Source organism: Streptomyces sp. R21, assembly GCF_041051975.1.
GTDB lineage: Bacteria > Actinomycetota > Actinomycetes > Streptomycetales > Streptomycetaceae > Streptomyces.
The window spans coordinates 270050-288613 of sequence record NZ_CP163435.1 but is presented as its reverse complement, the minus strand read 5'-3'; the positions used below and the strand labels follow the sequence as shown (position 1 = coordinate 288613).

Sequence of the window (18564 nt, the reverse complement as noted above, 5' to 3'; positions counted from 1 at the left end):
ACCGTGAGGTGACCCATCACCCAGGAGGTGCGTATGCGCGACGGCACGGAGGATCTGCGGGAGATCGAGATGGCCCTGTTCGGGATGGTGCCGGTGGGACTCGTACCGCCGCTGCGCCTGGCCGGGGCGGACGACGACGAGGACGACGCCACCATCATCCGCAGCATCGACTGACCTGACCTGACCTGACCTGACCTGACCTGACCTGACCTGACCCGGCCGGACCGCACGGAAGCGGGCCGCACCGGACGGAACCCGGGAACCCGGCCGCACACAACCGGGCCGGGCCGCCGGGCCGTGCCCTTGCGCCGCCCCGCGCGCTCCTGGCCCCGGCGCCGTTCGGGGCGTGCCCCGACGCCGTGCCCCGGTGCTCCCGCCCCCGGCGCTCTTGCCCCCGACGCAGAGGACCCATCACCGATGTCGCTGTCGCCGCAGCCGCCCGCCGCCACGGCGGTGCCCGCCGCCGTCGAGGCGTTCTTGAACGACCCGCAGCACGTCGCCGCGTTCACCACGCTCCGGCCCGACGGGACGCTGCATGTGGCGCCGGTGCGGTTCACCTGGGACGCGGCGGCCCGGCTGGCCCGGGTCATGACGGTCCTGACCTCCCGCAAGGCCCGCAACCTCCTGGCCGCGCCGGGCAGCCGGGTGGCACTGTGCCAGGTGGACGGGTTCACCTGGGTCACGCTGGAGGGCACCGCCGCCGTCGTAAAGGACCCGGCGCGGATCGCGCACGGGGCGCGGCTGTACGCCAAGCGCTACTGGTCCGCCCCGCCCGCCCCGCCCGGCCGCGTGGTCATCGAGATCGCGGTGGACCGCGTCCTGCACCTCAACACCTAGACGCCCCCGCGCAGACCCGCACGCCGCCGCACCCCTCCCGGGGGTGCGGCGGCGTCCGACGTCTCAGGCGGCCGGCGGCGGGCTGCCCTCGGCCCACAGCAGCCGGAAGGACAGCAGCGTCAGCCGCCAGCCCTGCGGGGTGCGGCGCGCCGCGCCGTCGACGAACGTGCCCGTCGCGAACAGCGGCGCGCGCTCCGCCTGGGGGCGGGCGTGCTGCGGATGGTGCACATGGGTGGACAGCAGGTTGGCGCGCAGGGTGGCCCGCTCCCCGTCCACCACGACCAGGGCCGCGGAGCCGAGGTGCTGGGTGGCGGCGAACGCCGCGAGCGCCGCGCGGTGGTAGGCGGCCATGCCGTCAAGGCCCTGGTGCCGGCTGATCGGGAACGCCACGACCGCGTCCGGGGTGAACAGCGCGGCGGCCCAGGCGTCGTCGAGCTCCTCGTCGTCGAGCGAGAGGAGATAGCGGGCGAGCAGGTCCGCGACCTCGGCGCGGGCGAGCACGCCGGACGCCGCGTCGGACGCGGTGTCGGATGCGTCGGCCGCCGAAGCGGTGGGTGAAGCGATGGTTGAAGCGGTGGGCGAAGTGGTGGTCATGGTAGAGAATGCCGCCCGCCGCCCCCCGTCCGGCAAGTCGACTTGTCAAAGATCTGACGTTCCCGACGTTTCTCTGGCATTCGTTGTCGAAAACCTGTACCGGCGGCTATTTACGGCCTCCAAAAGCCCTCGTAATACTGGCCGGACACCAGTGAGAAGAGGGCAGATGGAATTCATCGATACGGATGTCATTGTTGTGGGCGCCGGCCCCACTGGGCTCATGCTCGCGGGTGAATTGAGGCTCAATGGAGTCTCGGTTGTCGTTCTTGAAAAACTTTCCCAGCCCATTCGTGAGTCGCGGGCTCTGGGATTCTCCGCGCGCACCATCGAGGAGTTCGCGCAGCGGGGTCTTCTGGAGCGTTTCGGCGAGGTCGCCACCATTCCCGTGGGCCACTTCGGCGGCGTGCCGCTGGACTACCAGGTGATCGAGGGCGGCTCGTACGGGGCCCGGGGCATCCCGCAGGCCCGGACCGAGGCCGTGCTCGGCGGCTGGGCCCAGGAACTGGGCGCCGACGTGCGCCGCGGCGTCGAGGTCACCGGCCTGCAGACCGGCGGCGGTGACGGCGACGGCGGTGACGGCGGCGGTGTGGTGGTGACGGCGGTGACGGCGGACGGGGAGTTGCGGCTGCGCGCCCGTTACGTGGTGGGCTGCGACGGCTCGCGCAGCGTGGTGCGCACGCTCGCCGGGATCGACTTCCCGGGCACCGAGGCGACGATCGAGCTGCGTTTCGCCGACATCGCCGGGGTGCAGCTGCGTCCCCGTTTCAGCGGCGAGGCGGTGCCCGGCGGCATGGTCATGGTGATGCCGCTCGGCCCGGACCGCAGCCGTGTCATCTACTTCGACCGCGAGCAGCCGCTGCGCACCGGCCCCGGCCCGCTGACCTTCGAGGAGGTCGCCGCGTCCTTCAAGCGGCTGTCGGGCGAGGACATCAGCGCCGCGAGCCCGCTGTGGGTCAGCTCCAGCACCGACGTCAGCCGCCAGGCCGCCCAGTACCGCAAGGGCCCGGTCCTGCTGGCCGGCGACGCCGCGCACATCCACCTGCCGATCGGCGCGCAGGGCATGAGCGCGGGCATCCAGGACGCCGTCAACCTCGGCTGGAAGCTGGCGCTTGAGGTCAAGGGCCGGGCGCCCGAGGGCCTGCTGGACACCTACCACAGCGAGCGGCACCCCGTCGGCGCCCGCATCCTGACCAACACCCTCGCCCAGCGCACCCTCTACCTCGGCGGCGACACCGTCGCCCCGCTGCGCGAGGTCTTCGGTGAACTGGTCGCCGGCTACGACTCCGTCCGCCGCCACCTGGCCGGCATGGTCACCGGCCTGGACATCCGCCACGACGTCGGCGGCGCCGAGCACCCGCTGCTGGGCCGGCGCCTGCCGGAGCGGGAGCTGGCCGTGGACGGCGAGAAGACCTCCAGCACCCGGCTGCTGCGCGCCGGCCGCGCCGTCCTGCTGGACCTGAGCCCCCGCGCGGGCCTGGCAGCGGCGGCGGCCGGCTGGAGCGACCGGGTGGACACGGTCGCCGCCGAGTTCGACTGCGACGTCCCGGTGGACGGCATCCTCGTGCGCCCCGACGGCTACGTCGCCTGGGTCGGCCCGCTCGGGGCCGGCGCCGAGGGGCTGCAGGCCGCGCTCACCCGCTGGTTCGGCCCCGCCGCCTGACCCCGCACCCCTGCCGCACGACTCCTCCCGCACGCGCACGCCCGCACGTTCCTGCCCGCACGCTCACGCCCGCACTCTCAAAGGAAGCGAAGGACTCATGCCCACCATTTCCCCGAAGGACAAGCACCTCACCGTTCTCAACCTCTTCACCACGGACGCTCCCGAGAAGCAGGTCTCGCTGATCGAGGAGATGACGAAGATCGTCAACGCGGCGGCCTACGAGGGCTGGCAGTCCTCCACCGTGCACGCCGGCATCCAGAGCCCCGGCACCGCCAACTTCATCCAGTGGCGCAGCGGCGAGGACCTCGAACAGCGCTACGCGGGCGATGAGTTCAAGCACCGCACGCTGCCGGTCTTCGGCGAGATCACCACCTCGATCCGGCTGCTGCAGAACGAGATCGCCTACACCCTGACCCGCGCCGACGGCCCGGGCGGCACCGTGGAGATCGGCCCGCACCGCGACGACTTCACCGTCATCACCGTCTTCGGCGTCGCCGAGGAGAACCAGGACGAGCTGGTCGACGCCCTCGGCGAGGGCCAGAACTGGCTCGTCGACATCCCCGGGTTCCGCTCGCACGTGGTCCTCAAGGGCCTGCGCGCCCGCGGCCTGGACGGCCTGTTCGTCGTCTCCTACTCCCAGTGGGACAGCCAGGAGGCCTTCGACACCTACCGCGGCCAGCCGGCCGAGCAGCACAGCGAGGGCCGCACCAAGGCCCAGGACCGCACCCGCGCCGTGGCCACCTACGCCGACCTCAACACCTACACGGTCGTGCACACCCGCTCCGCCGACGAGTAAGCACCCACCCCGCACCGCACACCGCATTCCGCACCGCACATCGCATCCTGCACGCCGGTACTCCTGGCACGCCTCCGGACGCCCGACGCCCTCCCCGGCCGGGCGGCCGGAGGCGTGCCCGTCCACGCCACCCCCACGCCCAGCCGCCGTTGGCCGTTGGCCGGTGGGGGCGGGCGGGTGGCTCCGGCCGGACTCCGGCGGTCCCCGTGCCGGGCGCTATCGCCGCACCGCACCGTCGGGGGTGAGGGAGGTAGTGCGGTCCACCGTGCCGCCACCTCTGCTCCGCACCCCCTCCCACGCCACCGCTGAGGAGCTGAACCCCTATGCACAGCACGCTGATTGTCGCCCGAATGGCAGCCGCCTCGAGCAACGACGTGGCCCGGCTGTTCGCCGACTTCGACGCGACGGACATGCCCCACCGCATGGGAACGCGGCGCCGCCAGCTGTTCTCCTACCGGGGCCTGTACTTCCACCTGCAGGACTTCGACGAGGACAACGGCGGCGCTCTGATCGAGGCCGCCAAGAGCGAACCGCGCTTCGCGGGCATCAGCGAGGACCTGAAGCCCTTCATCGAGGCCTACGACCCCGCCACCTGGCGCTCCCCGGCCGACGCCATGGCCACCCGCTTCTACACCTGGCAGGCGTCGGCGTGAGGCGGCGCGTGGTCATCACCGGCATCGAGGTGATCGCCCCCGGCGGGGTCGGCCGGGGCAACTTCTGGGACCTGCTCAGCGAGGGCCGCACCGCGACGCGCGGCATCACCTTCTTCGACCCCAGCCCGTTCCGCTCCCGGGTCGCCGCCGAGGCCGACTTCGACCCCTACGCGCACGGACTGAGCCCGCAGGAGGTCCGCCGCCTGGACCGGGCCGCGCAGTTCGCCGTGGTCACCGCCCGCGGCGCGGTCGCCGACAGCGGCATCGACCTGGCCGCCCTGGACCCCTACCGGGTCGGCGTCACGGTGGGCAGCGCGGTGGGCGCCACCATGGGCCTGGACCAGGAATACCGCGTCGTGTCCGACGGCGGCCGGCTCGCCGCGGTGGACCACACCTACGCCGTCCCGCACCTGTACGACTTCATGGTGCCCAGCTCGTTCGCCGCCGAGGTCGCCTGGGCGGTGGGCGCCGAGGGCCCCTCCACCGTGGTCTCCACCGGCTGCACCTCCGGCATCGACTCCGTCGGCTACGCCATCGAGCTGGTGCGGGAGGGCTCCGCGGACGTCGTGATCGCCGGCTCCTCCGACGCCCCGATCTCCCCGATCACCATGGCCTGCTTCGACGCCATCAAGGCCACCACCCCGCGCCACGACGACCCCGAGTGCGCCTCCCGGCCCTTCGACGCCACCCGCAACGGGTTCGTGCTGGGGGAGGGCGCCGCCTTCTTCGTCCTGGAGGAACTGGAGAGCGCCCACAAGCGCGGCGCGCACATCTACGCCGAGATCGCCGGCTACGCCACCCGCTCCAACGCCTACCACATGACGGGCCTTAGGCCCGACGGCGTGGAGATGGCCGAGGCGATCGGCCTCGCCCTGACCGAGGCGCAGCTGGCCCCCGACGCGATCGACTACATCAACGCCCACGGCTCGGGCACCAAGCAGAACGACCGCCACGAGACGGCCGCCTTCAAGCGCAGCCTGGGCGAGCACGCCTACCAGACCCCCGTCAGCTCCATCAAGTCGATGGTCGGGCACTCCCTCGGCGCGATCGGCTCCATCGAGATCGCCGCGTCCGCGCTGGCCATGGAGTACGACGTGGTGCCGCCCACCGCCAACCTGCACACCCCCGACCCGGAGTGCGACCTCGACTACGTCCCCGTCACCGCCCGCGACCAGCTCATCGACGTGGTGCTGACGGTCGGCAGCGGCTTCGGCGGCTTCCAGAGCGCCATGGTGCTGGCCAGCCCCGAAAGGAGCCTCGTATGACCCCCTCGGTCGTGGTCACCGGCCTGGGCATCACCGCGCCCAACGGGCTGGGCCTTACGGACTACTGGTCGGCGACGCTGGCCGGCAAGCACGGCCTGGGCCGCATCACCCGCTTCGATCCCGCCGCCTACCCCGCCAAGCTGGCCGGCGAGGTCCCCGGCTTCGTCGCCGAGGACCACCTGCCCAGCCGGCTGCTGCCGCAGACCGACCAGGTCACCCGGCTCGCCCTGGTCGCCACCGACTGGGCGCTGGCGGATGCCGGCGCCGACCCCGCCGCGCTGCCCGCCTTCGACATGGGCGTCATCACCGCCTCCGCGGCGGGCGGCTTCGAGTTCGGCCAGGGCGAACTGCAGAACCTGTGGAGCCGCGGCAGCCAGTACGTCTCCGCCTACCAGTCCTTCGCCTGGTTCTACGCCGTCAACAGCGGCCAGATCTCCATCCGCAACGGCATGAAGGGCCCCTCCGGCGTCGTCGTCAGCGAGGGCGCCGGCGGCCTGGACGCCGTCGCGCAGGCCCGCCGGCAGATCCGCAAGGGCACCGCGCTGATCGTCACCGGCGGCGTGGATGCCTCCGTCTGCCCGTGGGGCTGGGTCGCCCAGCTGTCCACCGGCAAACTGTCCACCAGCGACGACCCCACCCGCGCCTACCTGCCCTTCGACCGCGACGCGCGCGGCTACGTGCCCGGCGAGGGCGGCGCCGTCCTCATCGCCGAGAACGCGGACACCGCCCGCAAGCGCGGCGCCCGCGTCTACGGCGAGATCGCCGGCTACGGCGCCACCATCGACCCCAGGCCCGGCAGCGGCCGCCCGCCCGCCCTGCGCCAGGCCATCCAGACCGCCCTGGCCGATGCCGGCATGGACGCCGCCGACGTCGACGTGGTCTTCGCCGACGGCGCCGGCGACCCGGCCGGCGACCTGGCCGAGGCCGAAGCGATCACCGCCGTCTTCGGGGAACGCGGCGTGCCCGTCGCACTGCCCAAGACGATGACCGGCCGCCTGTACTCCGGCGGCGCGGCCCTCGACCTCGCCGCCGCCTTCCTCTGCCTGCGCGACGGCGTCATCCCGCCCGCCGTGCACATCGATCCGTGCGCGGACTACCAGCTCGACCTGGTCCTCGCCGAACCCCGCCCGGCCCCGGTGCGCAGCGCACTGGTGCTGGCCCGCGGCCACGGCGGGTTCAACTCCGCCGTCCTGGTGCGCACCCCCGCCTGACGCCCGCGCATGCACCGACACCACCGACGAAAGGACCCCACCATGGCCACCAAGCCGTTCACCCTCGACGACCTCAAGCGCACCCTGCGGGAGGCCGCGGGCGTGGCCGAAGGCGTCGACCTGGACGCAGACATCCTCGACACGGAGTTCGAGGTGATCGGCTACGAATCCCTCGCGCTGCTGGAGGCGGGCAGCCTCATCGAGCGCGAGTACGGCATCTCCCTCGACGAGGAGGCCGTCGGCGAGGCCAACACGCCGCGCGCCTTCATCGACGTCGTCAACGCGCAGCTCGCGCCGGTCCAGGCAGCCTGAAGGAGGCACACACCATGCCCACCACCGCATCCCCCCGGGTCGCCGTCGTCACCGGTGCCACCAGCGGCATCGGCCTGGCCACCGCCCGCCTGCTGGCCCAAAACGGCCACCAGGTCTTCATCGGCGCCCGCAGCGCCGAGAACGTCGCGCACACCGTCAAGGACCTCCAGGCCGAGATCCTCCAGGTGGACGGGGCCGTCGTCGACGTCCGCGACACCGCCTCCGTGGAGGCGTTCGTGCAGGCGGCCGTCGACCGCTACGGCCCCGTCGACGTCCTGGTCAACAACGCGGGCCGCTCCGGCGGCGGCGTGACCGCCGACCTCACCGACGAGCTGTGGCAGGACGTCGTCGAGACCAACCTCCACAGCGTCTTCCGCGTGACCCGCGCCGTCCTCAACGCCGGCGGCATGCGCACCAAGAGCCGCGGCCGGATCATCAACATCGCCTCCACGGCGGGCAAGCAGGGCGTCGTCCTGGGCGCCCCCTACTCCGCCTCCAAGCACGGCGTCGTCGGCTTCACCAAGGCCCTGGGCAACGAACTCGCCCCCACCGGCATCACCGTCAACGCGGTCTGCCCCGGCTACGTCGAGACCCCGATGGCCCAGCGCGTGCGGCAGGGCTACGCGGACGCCTACGACACCACCGAGGACGCCATCCTGCAGAAGTTCCAGACGAAGATCCCCCTGGGCCGCTACTCCACCCCCGAGGAGGTCGCCGGCCTCGTCGGCTACCTGGCCTCCGACACCGCCGCCTCCATCACCGCGCAGGCCCTGAACGTCTGCGGCGGCCTCGGCAACTTCTGACCCCCCCGGCACCACCAGCCCCCCGGGGGCGCCCCCGTCATCACCGACCGATCCGACCGACTCACCGAGGAGGAAGCCGCCATGACGACGCGTGAGGTCGAGCACGACATCACCATCGGCGCACCGGCCGCCGCGGTCTACCAGCTGCTCGCGGACGTGACCAACTGGCCGCAGATCTTCCCGCCCACCATCCACGTGGACCGCATCGAGGCCCAGGGCGACACCGAACGGATCCGCATCTGGGCCACCGCCAACGGCGCGCCCAAGGACTGGACCTCGCAGCGCACCCTGGACCCGAAGGCGCTGACCATCACCTTCCGCCAGGAGATCCCCGCGCCGCCCGTCAAGCACATGGGCGGCACCTGGATCATCGAGCCGCTCGGCGCCCAGGAGGCCAAGGTCCGCCTGCTGCACGACTACAGCGCGCTCGGCGACGACCCGCACGACCTGCTGTGGATCGAGCGGGCCGTGGACAAGAACAGCACCGCCGAACTCGCCGCCCTCAAGGAAAACGTCGAGCGGGCACACGCCGCCGCCAGCGAGGAGCTGACCTTCTCCTTCACCGACACCGTGCACATCGCCGGCAGCGCCAAGGACGCCTTCGACTTCGTCAACGAGGCCCACCTGTGGGACCAGCGGCTCCCGCACGTCGCCACCGTCCGCCTCACCGAGGACACCCCCGGCCTGCAGGAACTGGAGATGGACACCCGCGCCAAGGACGGCTCCACGCACACCACCAAGTCCTACCGGGTCGTCTTCCCGCACCACAAGATCGCCTACAAGCAGGTCACCCTGCCCGCCCTGATGACCCTGCACACCGGAGAGTGGATCTTCACCGACACCGGCGAGGGCACCACCGCCTCCTCCCAGCACACCGTCACCCTCAACACCGACAACATCGCCCGCATCCTGGGCCCCGACGCCACCGTCGCCGACGCCCGCGCCTACGTGCACACCGCCCTGTCCACCAACAGCAGCGCCACCCTGGCCCACGCCAAGGCCCACGCCGAGCAGAAGCGGGCCTGAGCTCATGGCCGCGGACAGCATCCACACCGACGTCGTCATCGTGGGCGGCGGCCCCGTCGGGCTCCTGCTCGCCGGGGAACTCGCCTACGGCGGCGTCGGCGCCGTCGTCGTGGAGAAGCGGCGCGCCCCCAACACCGAGTCACGGGCCTCCACCCTGCACGCCCGCACCATGGAGATCCTCGACAGCCGCGGCCTGCTGCCCGACTTCGGCCCCGTCCCCAATGAAGTGCTCGGCCACTTCGGCGGCATCCCCCTCGACCTCACCCTGCCCAGCTCGCACCCCGGGCAGTGGAAGGTGCAGCAGACCAAGACCGAAGCGGTCCTGGAGGAGTGGGCCCTGTCGCTGGGCGCCGAACTCAAGTGCAAACACGAACTCATCGCCGTGGCCGACCTCGGCGACCACATCGAGGCCGAGGCCGTCGGCCACGACGGGGTGCACCGCCGTCTCACCGCCCGCTACCTGGTGGCCTGCGACGGCGAGGACTCCACCGTGCGCCGCCTGCTGGGCGCCGACTTCCCCGGCCAGGACGCCGGCCGCACCCTGCTGCGCGCCGACGTCGTCGGCATCGACGTACCCAACCGGCGCTTTGAGCGCCTGGAGCGCGGCCTTGCCATCGCCGCCCGCCGCCCCGACGGCGTCACCCGGGTGATGGTCCACGAGTTCGGCGCCCCCGCCCGCCCGCCGGCCGGCGACGCCCCCTTCGAGGAGATCGCCGTCGTGTGGAAGCGGGTCACCGGCGAGGACATCAGCGCCGGCACCCCGCTGTGGGTCAACGCCTTCGGCGACGCCTCCCGCCAGCTCACCCACTATCGGCACGGCCGCATCCTGTTCGCCGGCGACGCCGCCCACCGCCAGATGCCCATCGGCGGACAGGCCCTCAACCTCGGCCTGCAGGACGCCTTCAACCTCGGCTGGAAACTCGCCCTGCACCTGCGCGGCAAGGCCCCCGCCACCCTCCTGGACACCTACCACACCGAACGCCACACGGTCGGCCGGCGCGTGCTGGCCAACATCCGCGCCCAGGCCACCCTGCTGCTCGGCACCCCCGAGGTGGAACCGCTGCGCACCGTCCTTGCCGAACTGATCGCCGAAGAGGACGTCCGCGCCCACCTCGCCGGCATGATCAGCGGCCTGGACGTGCGCTACGCCATCGACGGCCCCGGCCCCGCCCACCCGCTGCTCGGCGCCCGCCTGCCGTGCACCGCCGTGCACCTGCGCGACCAGCGGGCCCAGTCGGCGCGGCTGCTGCGCACCGGCGGCGGCGTGCTGCTCGACCTGCGCCCCACCGCCCCGCCCGAGCCGTCCGATCCGGTGCTCGCCCGCTGGGCGGACCGGGTCAGCCCCAGGGCTGCCGCGGCCGAGCCCGGCAGCGTCCTCGACGGCCTCGCGCGCGTCCTGGTGCGCCCGGACGGCCACGTCGTCTGGATCGACGCGGGCACCGGCGACCAAGGACTGTCCGACGCCCTCGAGCGCTGGTTCGGTCCGCCCCGCTGAACCCGGGGCCGCGCCCGGATCCGCCCGCCGCCGCCCCTCCGCCGTGCGCATTCCGCTCCGGCGGCGAAGATCCCCACCGTCAGGAAGGACAACCATGGATGGGTCAGCGACGGACACCGACACCGACGTCGTCGTCGTCGGTGCCGGCCCGACCGGACTGATGCTCGCCGGCGAACTGCGCCTCGGCGGGGCCCGCGTCGTCGTGATCGAGAAGCTGGCCGCCCCCACCGGGCAGTCCCGCGGCCTGGGCTTCACCGCCCGCGCCATGGAGACGTTCGACGCGCGCGGCCTGCTGCCCGGCTTCGGCCAGGGCGAGACGCTGCAGACCAGCCCCCAGGGCCACTTCGGCGGCACCGTCTTCGACTTCACCGTGCTGCCCGGCGCCCACTTCGGCGCCCGCGGCATCCCGCAGGGCCACACCGAGGCGGTCCTGGAAGCCTGGGCCCGCCGGCTGGGCGCCGACCTCCGCCGCGGCTGGGAGTTCGTCTCCCTCGACAGCAACAGCGACAGCAACAGCGGCGACGGCGACGGCGACAGCGGTGACGGCGGCGGTGGTGTCGAGATCAGCGTGCGCACCCCCGACGGGGACCTGCGCCCGCTGCGCGCCGCCTACCTGGTGGGCTGCGACGGCGGCGCCAGCCGGGTCCGTAGTGCGGCCGGCTTCGCCTTCCCCGGCACCGACGCCACCCGCGGCATGTACCTCGCCGACGTCACCGGCGTCGCACTGCGCGCCCGCCACCTCGGCGAACGCCTCCCCGGCGGCATGGTGATGTCCGCCCCGCTCACCGACGACATCTGGCGCATCATCGTCTGCCCCGACCAGACCCCGCCACCGGACCGCCAACAGGCCGTCACCTTCCAGGAGATCGCCGACGCCTGGCAGCACATCACCGGCGAGGACATCCACGCCGCCGACGCCTCCTGGGTGAGCTCCTTCACCGACGCCACCCGCCAGGCCGCCGCCTACCGGCGCGGCCGGGTGTTTGTGGCCGGCGACGCCGCCCACATCCACCTCCCCGCCGGCGGCCAGGGACTGAGCACCGGCGTGCAGGACGCCGCCAACCTCGGCTGGAAACTCGCCGCCGCCGTCCGCGGCGACGCCCCCCAAGGCCTGCTGGACACCTACCACTCCGAACGCCACCCGGTCGGCCGCCGCCTGCTGATGAACACCCGCGCCCAGGGCACCCTCTACCTCGGCGGCACCGAGTCCGACCCGCTGCGCGAGCTGTTCGGCGAACTCATCGGCCACGACGACGTCAAACGCCACCTCGCCGGCGTCGTCAGCCACCTCGACATCCGCTACGACCTCGGCGACGCAGCACCACACGACGGCCACCCCCTGCTGGGCCGCCGGATGCCGCCGAGGCTGCTGGCCGGCGCGGACGGCGAGATACCCAGCGCCGCTCTGCTGCACCCCGCCCGCGGCGTCCTGCTGGACCTGGCCGACGACGCCGCCCTGCGCGGCGTGGCCGCCGGCTGGCACGACCGGGTGGACGTGGCGACCGTCCTGGCCAAACCCGCCGAGACCGAGGACCCCGACCCGCTGGCCGACACCGCCGCCGTCCTGCTGCGCCCCGACGGCTACGTGGCCTTCGCCGGCTCCTCCGCCCGCGGCCTCGAGGCGGCCCTGCAGCGCTGGTTCGGTTCCGCCCGCTGACCCTCCCGCCGCCCCCGGCCCCGGTGTGCGCTCTCGCGCCCGCCGGGGCCGGCGCCTGTGCCACGCCGTACCTCCGCACCGGCAACCGGCAGGCGGCGTACGGCGCAAGGCGGCGGCCCCGGCCGTACGTCGCAGCGACGCACGGCCGGGGCCGCGGGGAAAGCAGGAACGCGGGGATCAGACCGGCACGGCCTCGATGACGCTGACCGAGGACGCCGTCTCCACCACCCGCTCCAGCCGGAAACCGGCCCGGGAGAGCAGGTCGGCGTACTGGGACGCGGTCCGCTCCCGGCCGCCCACCAGCAGCATCAGCCACAGGTCGACGAGTTTGCCCGCGTGCGGCTCGTTGCCGCCCTGCGGCAGCACCATCTCCACCAGCAGCAGCCTGCCGCCCGGCGTGATGGCCGCCCGGACGTTGCGCAGGATCTGCAGCGCCTGTTCCTCGGGCCAGTCGTGCACGATGTGCTTGAGGACGTAGGCGTCACCGCCCTGCACGACCTGATCGAACAGGCCGCCCGCGTGCGTCAGGCAGCGCTCCGCGACCCCCTGCTCGGCCAGGAAGGCGGCCGCGCCGTTGGTCCCCACCCGCGGGTCGGAGAGGATGCCGTGCGTCTGCGGCGCCTGCTGCAGAATGCCGGCGAGCAGCCCGCCGCGGCCCCCGCAGAAGTCCACGACCGTCTCGAACTGCGTGAAGTCGTAGGCGGCGAGCACCGGCCAGGTCTCGGTGTCCGACATGTTGCCCATGCCCCGGATGAACACCTCCCCGTACTCGGGGTGCTGCTCCAGGTACTCGAAGGCGCCCATGCCCCGGTGCTTGGGCAGGCTCGCCTCGCCGGTGACCACCGAGTCGATCAGGTGGCTCCAGTCCTCCCAGTGCGTGGGGTCGCCCATCAGCACGGCGATGTCCCGCATCGACATCGGGTGCTCGGCGCGCAGCGCGTCGGCCATCGGCGTCAGCGCGTAGGCGCCGTCCTCGCCTGCCTCGAAGACGCCGTGCGAGGCGAGCAGCCGCAGCAGCCGCTCCACGGCCCCGGCGTGCGCGCCCACCCGCTGCGCGATCTGCTCGGGCGGCAGCGGGCCGTCCTGCAGCTGTTCGGCGATGCCCAGCCGGGCGGCCGCGTACAGGGCCTGCGTGACCATGGATCCCATGGCCAGTTCCAGCAGGGCGAAGGGCGGCGGCGCGAGTTCACGGCTGCGCCGCTGAAGCTCCGCACGGGCCTTTTCCGCTTCCCGGACCACGCTCGGGGGCGGCAATTCGGGCATGAGAGTCCTCCATGGCAGGCGCGCAAGGTATGTCCCAACCGCCGGAAGGGACCCGTAGGACCACCGTAGGCAAAAGCCTCGCCGCGCCCTGGAGCGGCGCTGGAACGCCCCCGGTGACAGGGCCTGTTGGGCCGGGGGAGCGGCGCACCCCGGCACGCGCCGGGCGCCGTCGCGGGCCCGGCGCCGGGGTCGCGGCGCGCGGTGGGGAACGGCTCGGCGGCCGCTCGACAGCGGCCGGAGAACGACCCCCGCACACCGGCCGGCTCGGCATTCTGGCCGCAATCCGCTGGCCGATTCCGCGGTGCGACGCTCCTGGAGGCTGTCCGTGTCACTTCCCGAGAGGACCCCTGCCGCTGCGGCACGGACGGGGGTGTGGCTGATCGGCGCCCGCGGCTCGGTGGCCACCACGGTCATCGCCGGCGGCGCGGCGCTGGCCGCCGGACTGCTGGCGCCGGCCGGCCTGGTCACCGAGAGCGCCGCGCTCGCCGGCAGCGGCCTGCCGGCGTTGTCCTCGCTGGTCTTCGGCGGACACGACGTGGCGGCCACCCCGCTGGCCAAGCGGGCCGACGAGCTCGCCGCGCAGGGGGTGCTGCCGCACTGGCTGCCCGCCGCCGTGCAGGGCGAACTGGCCGCCGCCGACGCGGCGATCCGTCCCGGCGGGCCGCTGCCCGGCGACGACCGCGACCACGAGCAGCTGATCGGGGCGTTCGCCACCGACCTGCGCGACTTCGCCCGCACCACCGGCGTCGCCCGCACGGTCGTCGTCAACCTCGCCTCGACCGAACCGGAACCGGCCCGGGGGCAGTGGCCGGCGAGCTCGCTGTATGCGGCGGCCGCCCTGCGCGCGGGCTGCGCCTACGCCAACTTCACCCCGTCCGCCGGGCTGCACCACCCGCAACTGGCCGCCGCCGCCCGGGCCTCGGGCCTGCCGTACGCGGGCCGCGACGGCAAGACCGGGCAGACGCTGCTGCGTTCCGTGCTCGCCCCGATGTTCCGCGCCCGGGCGCTGCGGGTGCGGGCCTGGTCGGGCACGAACCTGCTGGGCGGCGGCGACGGCGCCGTGCTGGCCGACCCGGCGGCCGCGGCGGCCAAGAACGCGGGCAAGAACCGGGTGCTCGTCGACAACCTGGACGCGGCGCCCGAGGGCGAGGTGCACATCGACGACGTACCGGCCCTGGGGGACTGGAAGACCGCCTGGGACCACGTCGCGTTCGAGGGCTTCCTGGGCACCCGCATGGTGCTGCAGACGATCTGGCAGGGCTGCGACTCCGCGCTCGCCGCGCCGCTGGTCCTGGACCTGGCCCGCCTCCTCGCCCGTGCCCATGAACGGGGCCTGTGCGGCCCGCGCCCCGAACTCGCCTTCTACTTCAAGGACCCCGACGGCGACAGCGCCTCCCTGGCGGAGCAGTACGAAGCCCTGCTGGCCTTCGCCGAGCACCTGGGCGAGGGCCGGTGACCGCCTGGCCCACCGCCGGCGCCGCCCGGATCCGCCGGTGGGCGCGACGCCTTGGCCCCGCGCCCGCACGGCGGCCCGGGGCCGGCCCCGCGCCGCGGTCCGGGCCCGCGTCGCAGTCGGGCGCCGTGCTCATGTCGCGGTCCGGGGCGGGCTCCGCGCCGCGCGCCGGCAGGGCCCTCCTCCTGCTGCCAGGGGCGCGCACCGGGCCCACGGCCGCCACCGGATCCGCCGCCGGTCCCGCCGCCGGCGCGGCACCCCGCGCGCACCGCCCCCGCCCCGCCGCGGCCACGCTGCGCGCCTGGGCCGAACTCCTGCGGCTGCCCGCGGTGTTGACGGTGCCCGGCGACGTCCTCGCGGGCACCGCGGCCGCCGGGAAGCGGCCCGGGCGCTCCACCGTGTTCGCCATCGGCGCCGCGGTGTGCCTGTACGAGGCGGGCATGGCCCTCAACGACTGGGCGGACCGCGACGAGGACGCGGTGGCCCGCCCCGAGCGGCCGCTGCCCTCCGGCCGCATCCGGCCGCCGGCCGCCCTGGCGGTGGCAGCCACGCTGAGCGCGGCCGGCCTCGCCCTGGCCGCGGGCGCGGGCCGCCGGGCGTTCGCGGTCGCCGCGCCGCTGGCGGCCACCGTGTGGGCCTACGACCTGAAGCTGAAACACACCGCGGCCGCTGCGCCCGCCCTGGCCGCCGCCCGCTGTTTGGACCTGCTGCTCGGCGCGGCCGCATCCGGCGCCCGCTGCGCCCGGCCCTCGCCCCCGCGCTCGTCCTGGGCAGCCACACCGGCGCCGTCACGCTGGTCTCCCGCCGCGAGGCGCAGGGCGGCTCGACGGCCGCACCGCTTTTGGGCCTGGCCGCCACCGCGGCCGTGACCGCCGCCGTCACCCGCCGCACCACCGCCGCCGCCCATCCCGCCGGCCCCCCGTGTCCGGCGTCGCGGCCCCGGCCGCCCGGCCCCCAAACCCCCGCGCCGCAGGACCCTTTGGGCCCGACCCCGGTGCGCACCGCGCTGGCCGCCGGCTACGCCGCCACCCTCGCCCGCCCCCTCGCACACGCCGCCCTGAACCCCTCTCCACAGCTCACCCAGCGGGCGGTCGGCGCCGGTATCCGCGCCACGATCGCCCTGCAGGGCGCGCTGAGCGCGCGGGCCGGCGCGCCCGGCACCGCTCTGCTGACCGCCGCCCTCGCCCCGGCCGCGGCCCGCCTGGCGCGGCGGGTGAGCTGCACGTGAACCCGCTGCTTTTGGGCTACGGCACCAACGGGCTGAGCGACCTGCGGCTGGAGGACGCCCTCGCGCTGCTCGCCGACCTCGGCTACGACGGCGTCGGCCTGACCCTCGATCACATGCATCTCGACCCGCTCGCCCGCGACCTGGCCACCCGCACCGCCCGCCTGGCCCGCCGGCTGGACGCCCTGGGCCTGGACGTGACCGTGGAGAGCGGCGCCCGCTACGTCCTTGACCCGCGGCGCAAGCACCGCCCGAGCCTGCTGGAGGACGACGAGGACGCCCGCTGGGCGCGGGTCAGGCTGCTGCTGCGCGCCGTACGGATCGCCGCCGACCTCGGCGCGCACGCCGTGCACTGCTTCAGCGGCATCCCCCCGGCGCCCCTCGACACCGCCACTGCCTGGCAGCGGCTGGCCGGCTCCCTGGAGCCGGTGCTGGAGGCCGCCGACACCGCGGGCGTGCCGCTGGCCGTCGAACCCGAACCCGGCCATCTGCTGGCCACCCTCGCCGACTTCCACCATCTGCGGGAGCGCCTCGGCAGCCCGGACGCACTCGGCCTCACCCTGGACATCGGGCACTGCCAGTGCCTGGAACCCCTGCCTCCCGCCGACTGCGTGCGCGCCGCCGCGCCCTGGCTGCGGCACGTGCAGATCGAGGACATGCGCCGCGGCGTCCACGAGCACCTCCCGTTCGGGGACGGGGAGATCGACTTCCCGCCCGTCCTCGACGCCCTGGCCGAGACCGGCTACCAGGCGCTGACCGTCGTGGAACTGCCCCGCCACTCCCACGCCGGGCCCGAACTCGCCGCCCGCTCCCTGGACTTCCTGAAAAACGGAGGCGCCCGATGACCACGGTCCACCCCCAGACGGACCCCGGCCCCGCCACCCTGCCCGGCCTCGACGAGGACGCGCGGCGCTGGCTGGCGGACGCGCGGGCGCAGGCCGCCGCGCAGGCGCCCGGCTGGGAGCTGCGCTTCGCCGAGGCCGGCCGGCGGTGCGGGCCCGGGCACGCCGATGCCGCCCGGGTGCTGCTGCTGGCCGACGCCCGGCCCAGCCCGGCCACCGTGACCCGGCTGTACCGGCAGGGCACGGCCGCCGAGCGCCGGGCCGTGCTGCTCGCGCTGGACGGCCTGGACCCGCACGCCGTGCACGGGGTGCCGCTGCTGCAGGACGCGCTGCGCACCAACGACACCAGCCTGCTGGCCGCCGCCGTCGGCCCGTACGCCGCCCGCCACCTGGATGCGCACACCTGGCGGCACGCCGTCCTGAAGTGTCTGTTCACCGGCGTGAGCGTGGACGTGGTGGCCGCGCTCGCGGCCCGCGCGCGGGGGGACGGCGAGCTGCTGCGGATGCTGCGCGCGTACGCCGCCGAACGCACCGCGGCCGGCCGGCCCGTACCCGACGACCTGTACCACGTCCTCGCCCTGACGAAGGAGGAGCGGTAAATGCGCATCTTCGACCCGCACATCCATATGACGTCCCGGACCACCGACGACTACCAGGCCATGTATGCGGCGGGTGTGCGGGCTGTGGTCGAGCCGGCGTTCTGGCTGGGCCAGCCGCGCACCTCGGCCGCCTCCTTCCTGGACTACTTTGATTCGCTGCTGGGCTGGGAGCCCTTCCGTGCCGCGCAGTACGGCATCGCGCACCACTGCACGCTGGCTCTCAATCCCAAGGAGGCCAACGACCCGCGCTGTGTGCCGGTGCTGGACCACCTGCCCCGCTATCTGGTCAAGGACCAGGTCGTCGCGGTGGGGGAGATCGGCTACGACGCGATGACGCCGGCCGAGGACACCGCGCTGGCCGCCCAGCTGCAGCTGGCCGCCGAGCACGGCCTGCCGGCCCTGGTGCACACCCCGCACCGCGACAAGCTGGCCGGGCTGCGCCGCACCCTGGACGTGGTCCGTGAATCCGCCCTGCCCGCGGGCCGCGTGCTGGTCGACCATTTGAACGAGACCACCGTCAAGGAGGCCAAGGACAGCGGCTGCTGGCTGGGCTTTTCCGTCTACCCGGACACCAAGATGGACGAGGAACGGATGGTCGCCGTCCTGCAGACCTACGGTCCCGAGCGGGTGCTGGTGAACTCGGCGGCGGACTGGGGCAGAAGCGACCCCCTCAAGACCCGCGCTGTCGGGGATGCCCTGCTGGCGGCAGGGTTCACCGAGGACGCCGTCGACCAGGTGCTGTGGCGCAACCCCGTCGCCTTCTACGCCCTCAGCGGCCGCCTCAACCTCAACACCGCCACCGTCACGGACACGACCCACGAGGGCAACTCCATCCTGCGCGGCACCCCCGCCACCGCGCCCGCCGGGGCGTGA

At 74.1% G+C, this 18564-nt stretch carries 18 protein-coding genes and 1 pseudogene; 17 read left to right on the top strand and 2 right to left on the bottom strand.

All coding sequences use genetic code 11. The features are described 5' to 3' along the window. Positions 1 to 33: 33 nt before the first annotated feature. On the top strand, positions 34 to 174 hold the full coding sequence (locus tag AB5J56_RS01350; protein ID WP_369229170.1) for a hypothetical protein: 141 nt from the start codon (positions 34 to 36) through the stop codon (positions 172 to 174). Between the two features lie 243 nt (positions 175 to 417). Beyond that, the gene (locus AB5J56_RS01345) at positions 418 to 837 is read left to right on the top strand and encodes a pyridoxamine 5'-phosphate oxidase family protein (RefSeq protein ID WP_369229168.1); all 420 of its coding nucleotides are present in this window, start codon (positions 418 to 420) and stop codon (positions 835 to 837) included. A gap of 63 nt (positions 838 to 900) precedes the next feature. Here AB5J56_RS01345 and AB5J56_RS01340 read toward each other — a convergent pair whose 3' ends face one another. Then, entirely contained in the window at positions 901 to 1431 is a 531-nt protein-coding gene (locus tag AB5J56_RS01340; protein WP_369229166.1) for a nuclear transport factor 2 family protein, read from the bottom strand. A gap of 166 nt (positions 1432 to 1597) precedes the next feature. Between AB5J56_RS01340 and AB5J56_RS01335 the strand changes: the two genes are divergently transcribed. From AB5J56_RS01335 to AB5J56_RS01290, 10 genes are all read left to right on the top strand, one after another. Then, positions 1598 to 3091 carry an FAD-dependent monooxygenase gene (locus AB5J56_RS01335; protein ID WP_369229164.1) on the top strand — a complete coding sequence of 498 codons (1494 nt, stop codon included), beginning with the start codon at positions 1598 to 1600 and terminating at the stop codon, positions 3089 to 3091. Between the two features lie 97 nt (positions 3092 to 3188). Further along, positions 3189 to 3887, top strand: coding sequence for an antibiotic biosynthesis monooxygenase (locus AB5J56_RS01330; protein ID WP_369229162.1), 699 nt, complete (start codon positions 3189 to 3191; stop codon positions 3885 to 3887). A gap of 323 nt (positions 3888 to 4210) precedes the next feature. Further along, positions 4211 to 4540, top strand: a complete 330-nt coding sequence (locus AB5J56_RS01325) for a TcmI family type II polyketide cyclase (protein ID WP_369229160.1) — start codon at positions 4211 to 4213, stop codon at positions 4538 to 4540. Beyond that, positions 4537 to 5805: a beta-ketoacyl synthase gene (locus tag AB5J56_RS01320; protein ID WP_369229158.1), complete on the top strand. Its 1269-nt coding sequence runs from the start codon at positions 4537 to 4539 to the stop codon at positions 5803 to 5805. The genes AB5J56_RS01325 and AB5J56_RS01320 overlap by 4 nt, the downstream gene beginning before the upstream one ends. Continuing rightward, on the top strand, positions 5802 to 7016 hold the full coding sequence (locus AB5J56_RS01315) for a ketosynthase chain-length factor (RefSeq protein WP_369229156.1): 1215 nt from the start codon (positions 5802 to 5804) through the stop codon (positions 7014 to 7016). The genes AB5J56_RS01320 and AB5J56_RS01315 overlap by 4 nt, the downstream gene beginning before the upstream one ends. Before the next feature lie 42 nt (positions 7017 to 7058). Continuing rightward, positions 7059 to 7328 carry an acyl carrier protein gene (locus AB5J56_RS01310; protein ID WP_369229154.1) on the top strand — a complete coding sequence of 90 codons (270 nt, stop codon included), beginning with the start codon at positions 7059 to 7061 and terminating at the stop codon, positions 7326 to 7328. A 14-nt stretch (positions 7329 to 7342) separates the two neighbouring features. Next, a complete protein-coding gene (gene fabG / locus AB5J56_RS01305; RefSeq protein WP_369229152.1) occupies positions 7343 to 8131 on the top strand; it encodes a 3-oxoacyl-ACP reductase FabG in 789 nt (262 codons plus the stop codon). An 81-nt stretch (positions 8132 to 8212) separates the two neighbouring features. Next, positions 8213 to 9157: an aromatase/cyclase gene (locus tag AB5J56_RS01300; protein WP_369229150.1), complete on the top strand. Its 945-nt coding sequence runs from the start codon at positions 8213 to 8215 to the stop codon at positions 9155 to 9157. Between the two features lie 4 nt (positions 9158 to 9161). Beyond that, positions 9162 to 10652 (top strand): FAD-dependent monooxygenase, encoded by a 1491-nt coding sequence (locus tag AB5J56_RS01295; protein ID WP_369229148.1) that lies wholly within the window; start codon positions 9162 to 9164, stop codon positions 10650 to 10652. Between the two features lie 94 nt (positions 10653 to 10746). Continuing rightward, positions 10747 to 12309, top strand: a complete 1563-nt coding sequence (locus tag AB5J56_RS01290; RefSeq protein ID WP_369229146.1) for an FAD-dependent monooxygenase — start codon at positions 10747 to 10749, stop codon at positions 12307 to 12309. Positions 12310 to 12486: 177 nt separating this feature from the next. Here AB5J56_RS01290 and AB5J56_RS01285 read toward each other — a convergent pair whose 3' ends face one another. After that, positions 12487 to 13572, bottom strand: a complete 1086-nt coding sequence (locus AB5J56_RS01285; RefSeq protein ID WP_369229144.1) for a methyltransferase — start codon at positions 13570 to 13572, stop codon at positions 12487 to 12489. 325 nt (positions 13573 to 13897) lie between these two features. On the opposite strand from AB5J56_RS01285, the gene AB5J56_RS01280 reads away from it, so the two are divergent. The 5 genes and pseudogenes from AB5J56_RS01280 to AB5J56_RS01260 all read left to right on the top strand — a co-directional run bounded on the left by AB5J56_RS01280 (position 13898) and on the right by AB5J56_RS01260 (position 18564). Beyond that, entirely contained in the window at positions 13898 to 15028 is a 1131-nt protein-coding gene (locus tag AB5J56_RS01280) for an inositol-3-phosphate synthase (RefSeq protein WP_369229142.1), read from the top strand. A 290-nt stretch (positions 15029 to 15318) separates the two neighbouring features. Beyond that, positions 15319 to 16253: pseudogene (locus AB5J56_RS01275) on the top strand (SCO3242 family prenyltransferase). Continuing rightward, the gene (locus AB5J56_RS01270) at positions 16250 to 17095 is read left to right on the top strand and encodes a sugar phosphate isomerase/epimerase family protein (protein ID WP_369229140.1); all 846 of its coding nucleotides are present in this window, start codon (positions 16250 to 16252) and stop codon (positions 17093 to 17095) included. The pseudogene AB5J56_RS01275 and the gene AB5J56_RS01270 overlap by 4 nt, the downstream one beginning before the upstream one ends. Beyond that, the gene (locus AB5J56_RS01265; protein WP_369229138.1) at positions 17092 to 17691 is read left to right on the top strand and encodes an EboA domain-containing protein; all 600 of its coding nucleotides are present in this window, start codon (positions 17092 to 17094) and stop codon (positions 17689 to 17691) included. Before AB5J56_RS01270 ends, AB5J56_RS01265 begins: the two co-directional genes overlap by 4 nt. Then, the gene (locus tag AB5J56_RS01260; protein ID WP_369229136.1) at positions 17692 to 18564 is read left to right on the top strand and encodes a TatD family hydrolase; all 873 of its coding nucleotides are present in this window, start codon (positions 17692 to 17694) and stop codon (positions 18562 to 18564) included.

What these genes read in the sequence shown, in the direction of transcription:
- AB5J56_RS01345 (WP_369229168.1), top strand. Translation starts at nt 418, where the DNA reads ATGTCGCTGTCGCCGCAGCCGCCCGCCGCCACGGCGGTGCCCGCCGCC.
- AB5J56_RS01325 (WP_369229160.1), top strand. Translation starts at nt 4,211, where the DNA reads ATGCACAGCACGCTGATTGTCGCCCGAATGGCAGCCGCCTCGAGCAAC.
- AB5J56_RS01300 (WP_369229150.1), top strand. Translation starts at nt 8,213, where the DNA reads ATGACGACGCGTGAGGTCGAGCACGACATCACCATCGGCGCACCGGCC.
- fabG (WP_369229152.1), top strand. Translation starts at nt 7,343, where the DNA reads ATGCCCACCACCGCATCCCCCCGGGTCGCCGTCGTCACCGGTGCCACC.
- AB5J56_RS01310 (WP_369229154.1), top strand. Translation starts at nt 7,059, where the DNA reads ATGGCCACCAAGCCGTTCACCCTCGACGACCTCAAGCGCACCCTGCGG.
- AB5J56_RS01295 (WP_369229148.1), top strand. Translation starts at nt 9,162, where the DNA reads ATGGCCGCGGACAGCATCCACACCGACGTCGTCATCGTGGGCGGCGGC.
- AB5J56_RS01350 (WP_369229170.1), top strand. Translation starts at nt 34, where the DNA reads ATGCGCGACGGCACGGAGGATCTGCGGGAGATCGAGATGGCCCTGTTC.
- AB5J56_RS01335 (WP_369229164.1), top strand. Translation starts at nt 1,598, where the DNA reads ATGGAATTCATCGATACGGATGTCATTGTTGTGGGCGCCGGCCCCACT.
- AB5J56_RS01290 (WP_369229146.1), top strand. Translation starts at nt 10,747, where the DNA reads ATGGATGGGTCAGCGACGGACACCGACACCGACGTCGTCGTCGTCGGT.
- AB5J56_RS01340 (WP_369229166.1), bottom strand. Translation starts at nt 1,431, where the DNA reads ATGACCACCACTTCGCCCACCGCTTCAACCATCGCTTCACCCACCGCT.
- AB5J56_RS01265 (WP_369229138.1), top strand. Translation starts at nt 17,092, where the DNA reads ATGACCACGGTCCACCCCCAGACGGACCCCGGCCCCGCCACCCTGCCC.
- AB5J56_RS01285 (WP_369229144.1), bottom strand. Translation starts at nt 13,572, where the DNA reads ATGCCCGAATTGCCGCCCCCGAGCGTGGTCCGGGAAGCGGAAAAGGCC.
- AB5J56_RS01330 (WP_369229162.1), top strand. Translation starts at nt 3,189, where the DNA reads ATGCCCACCATTTCCCCGAAGGACAAGCACCTCACCGTTCTCAACCTC.
- AB5J56_RS01260 (WP_369229136.1), top strand. Translation starts at nt 17,692, where the DNA reads ATGCGCATCTTCGACCCGCACATCCATATGACGTCCCGGACCACCGAC.
- AB5J56_RS01315 (WP_369229156.1), top strand. Translation starts at nt 5,802, where the DNA reads ATGACCCCCTCGGTCGTGGTCACCGGCCTGGGCATCACCGCGCCCAAC.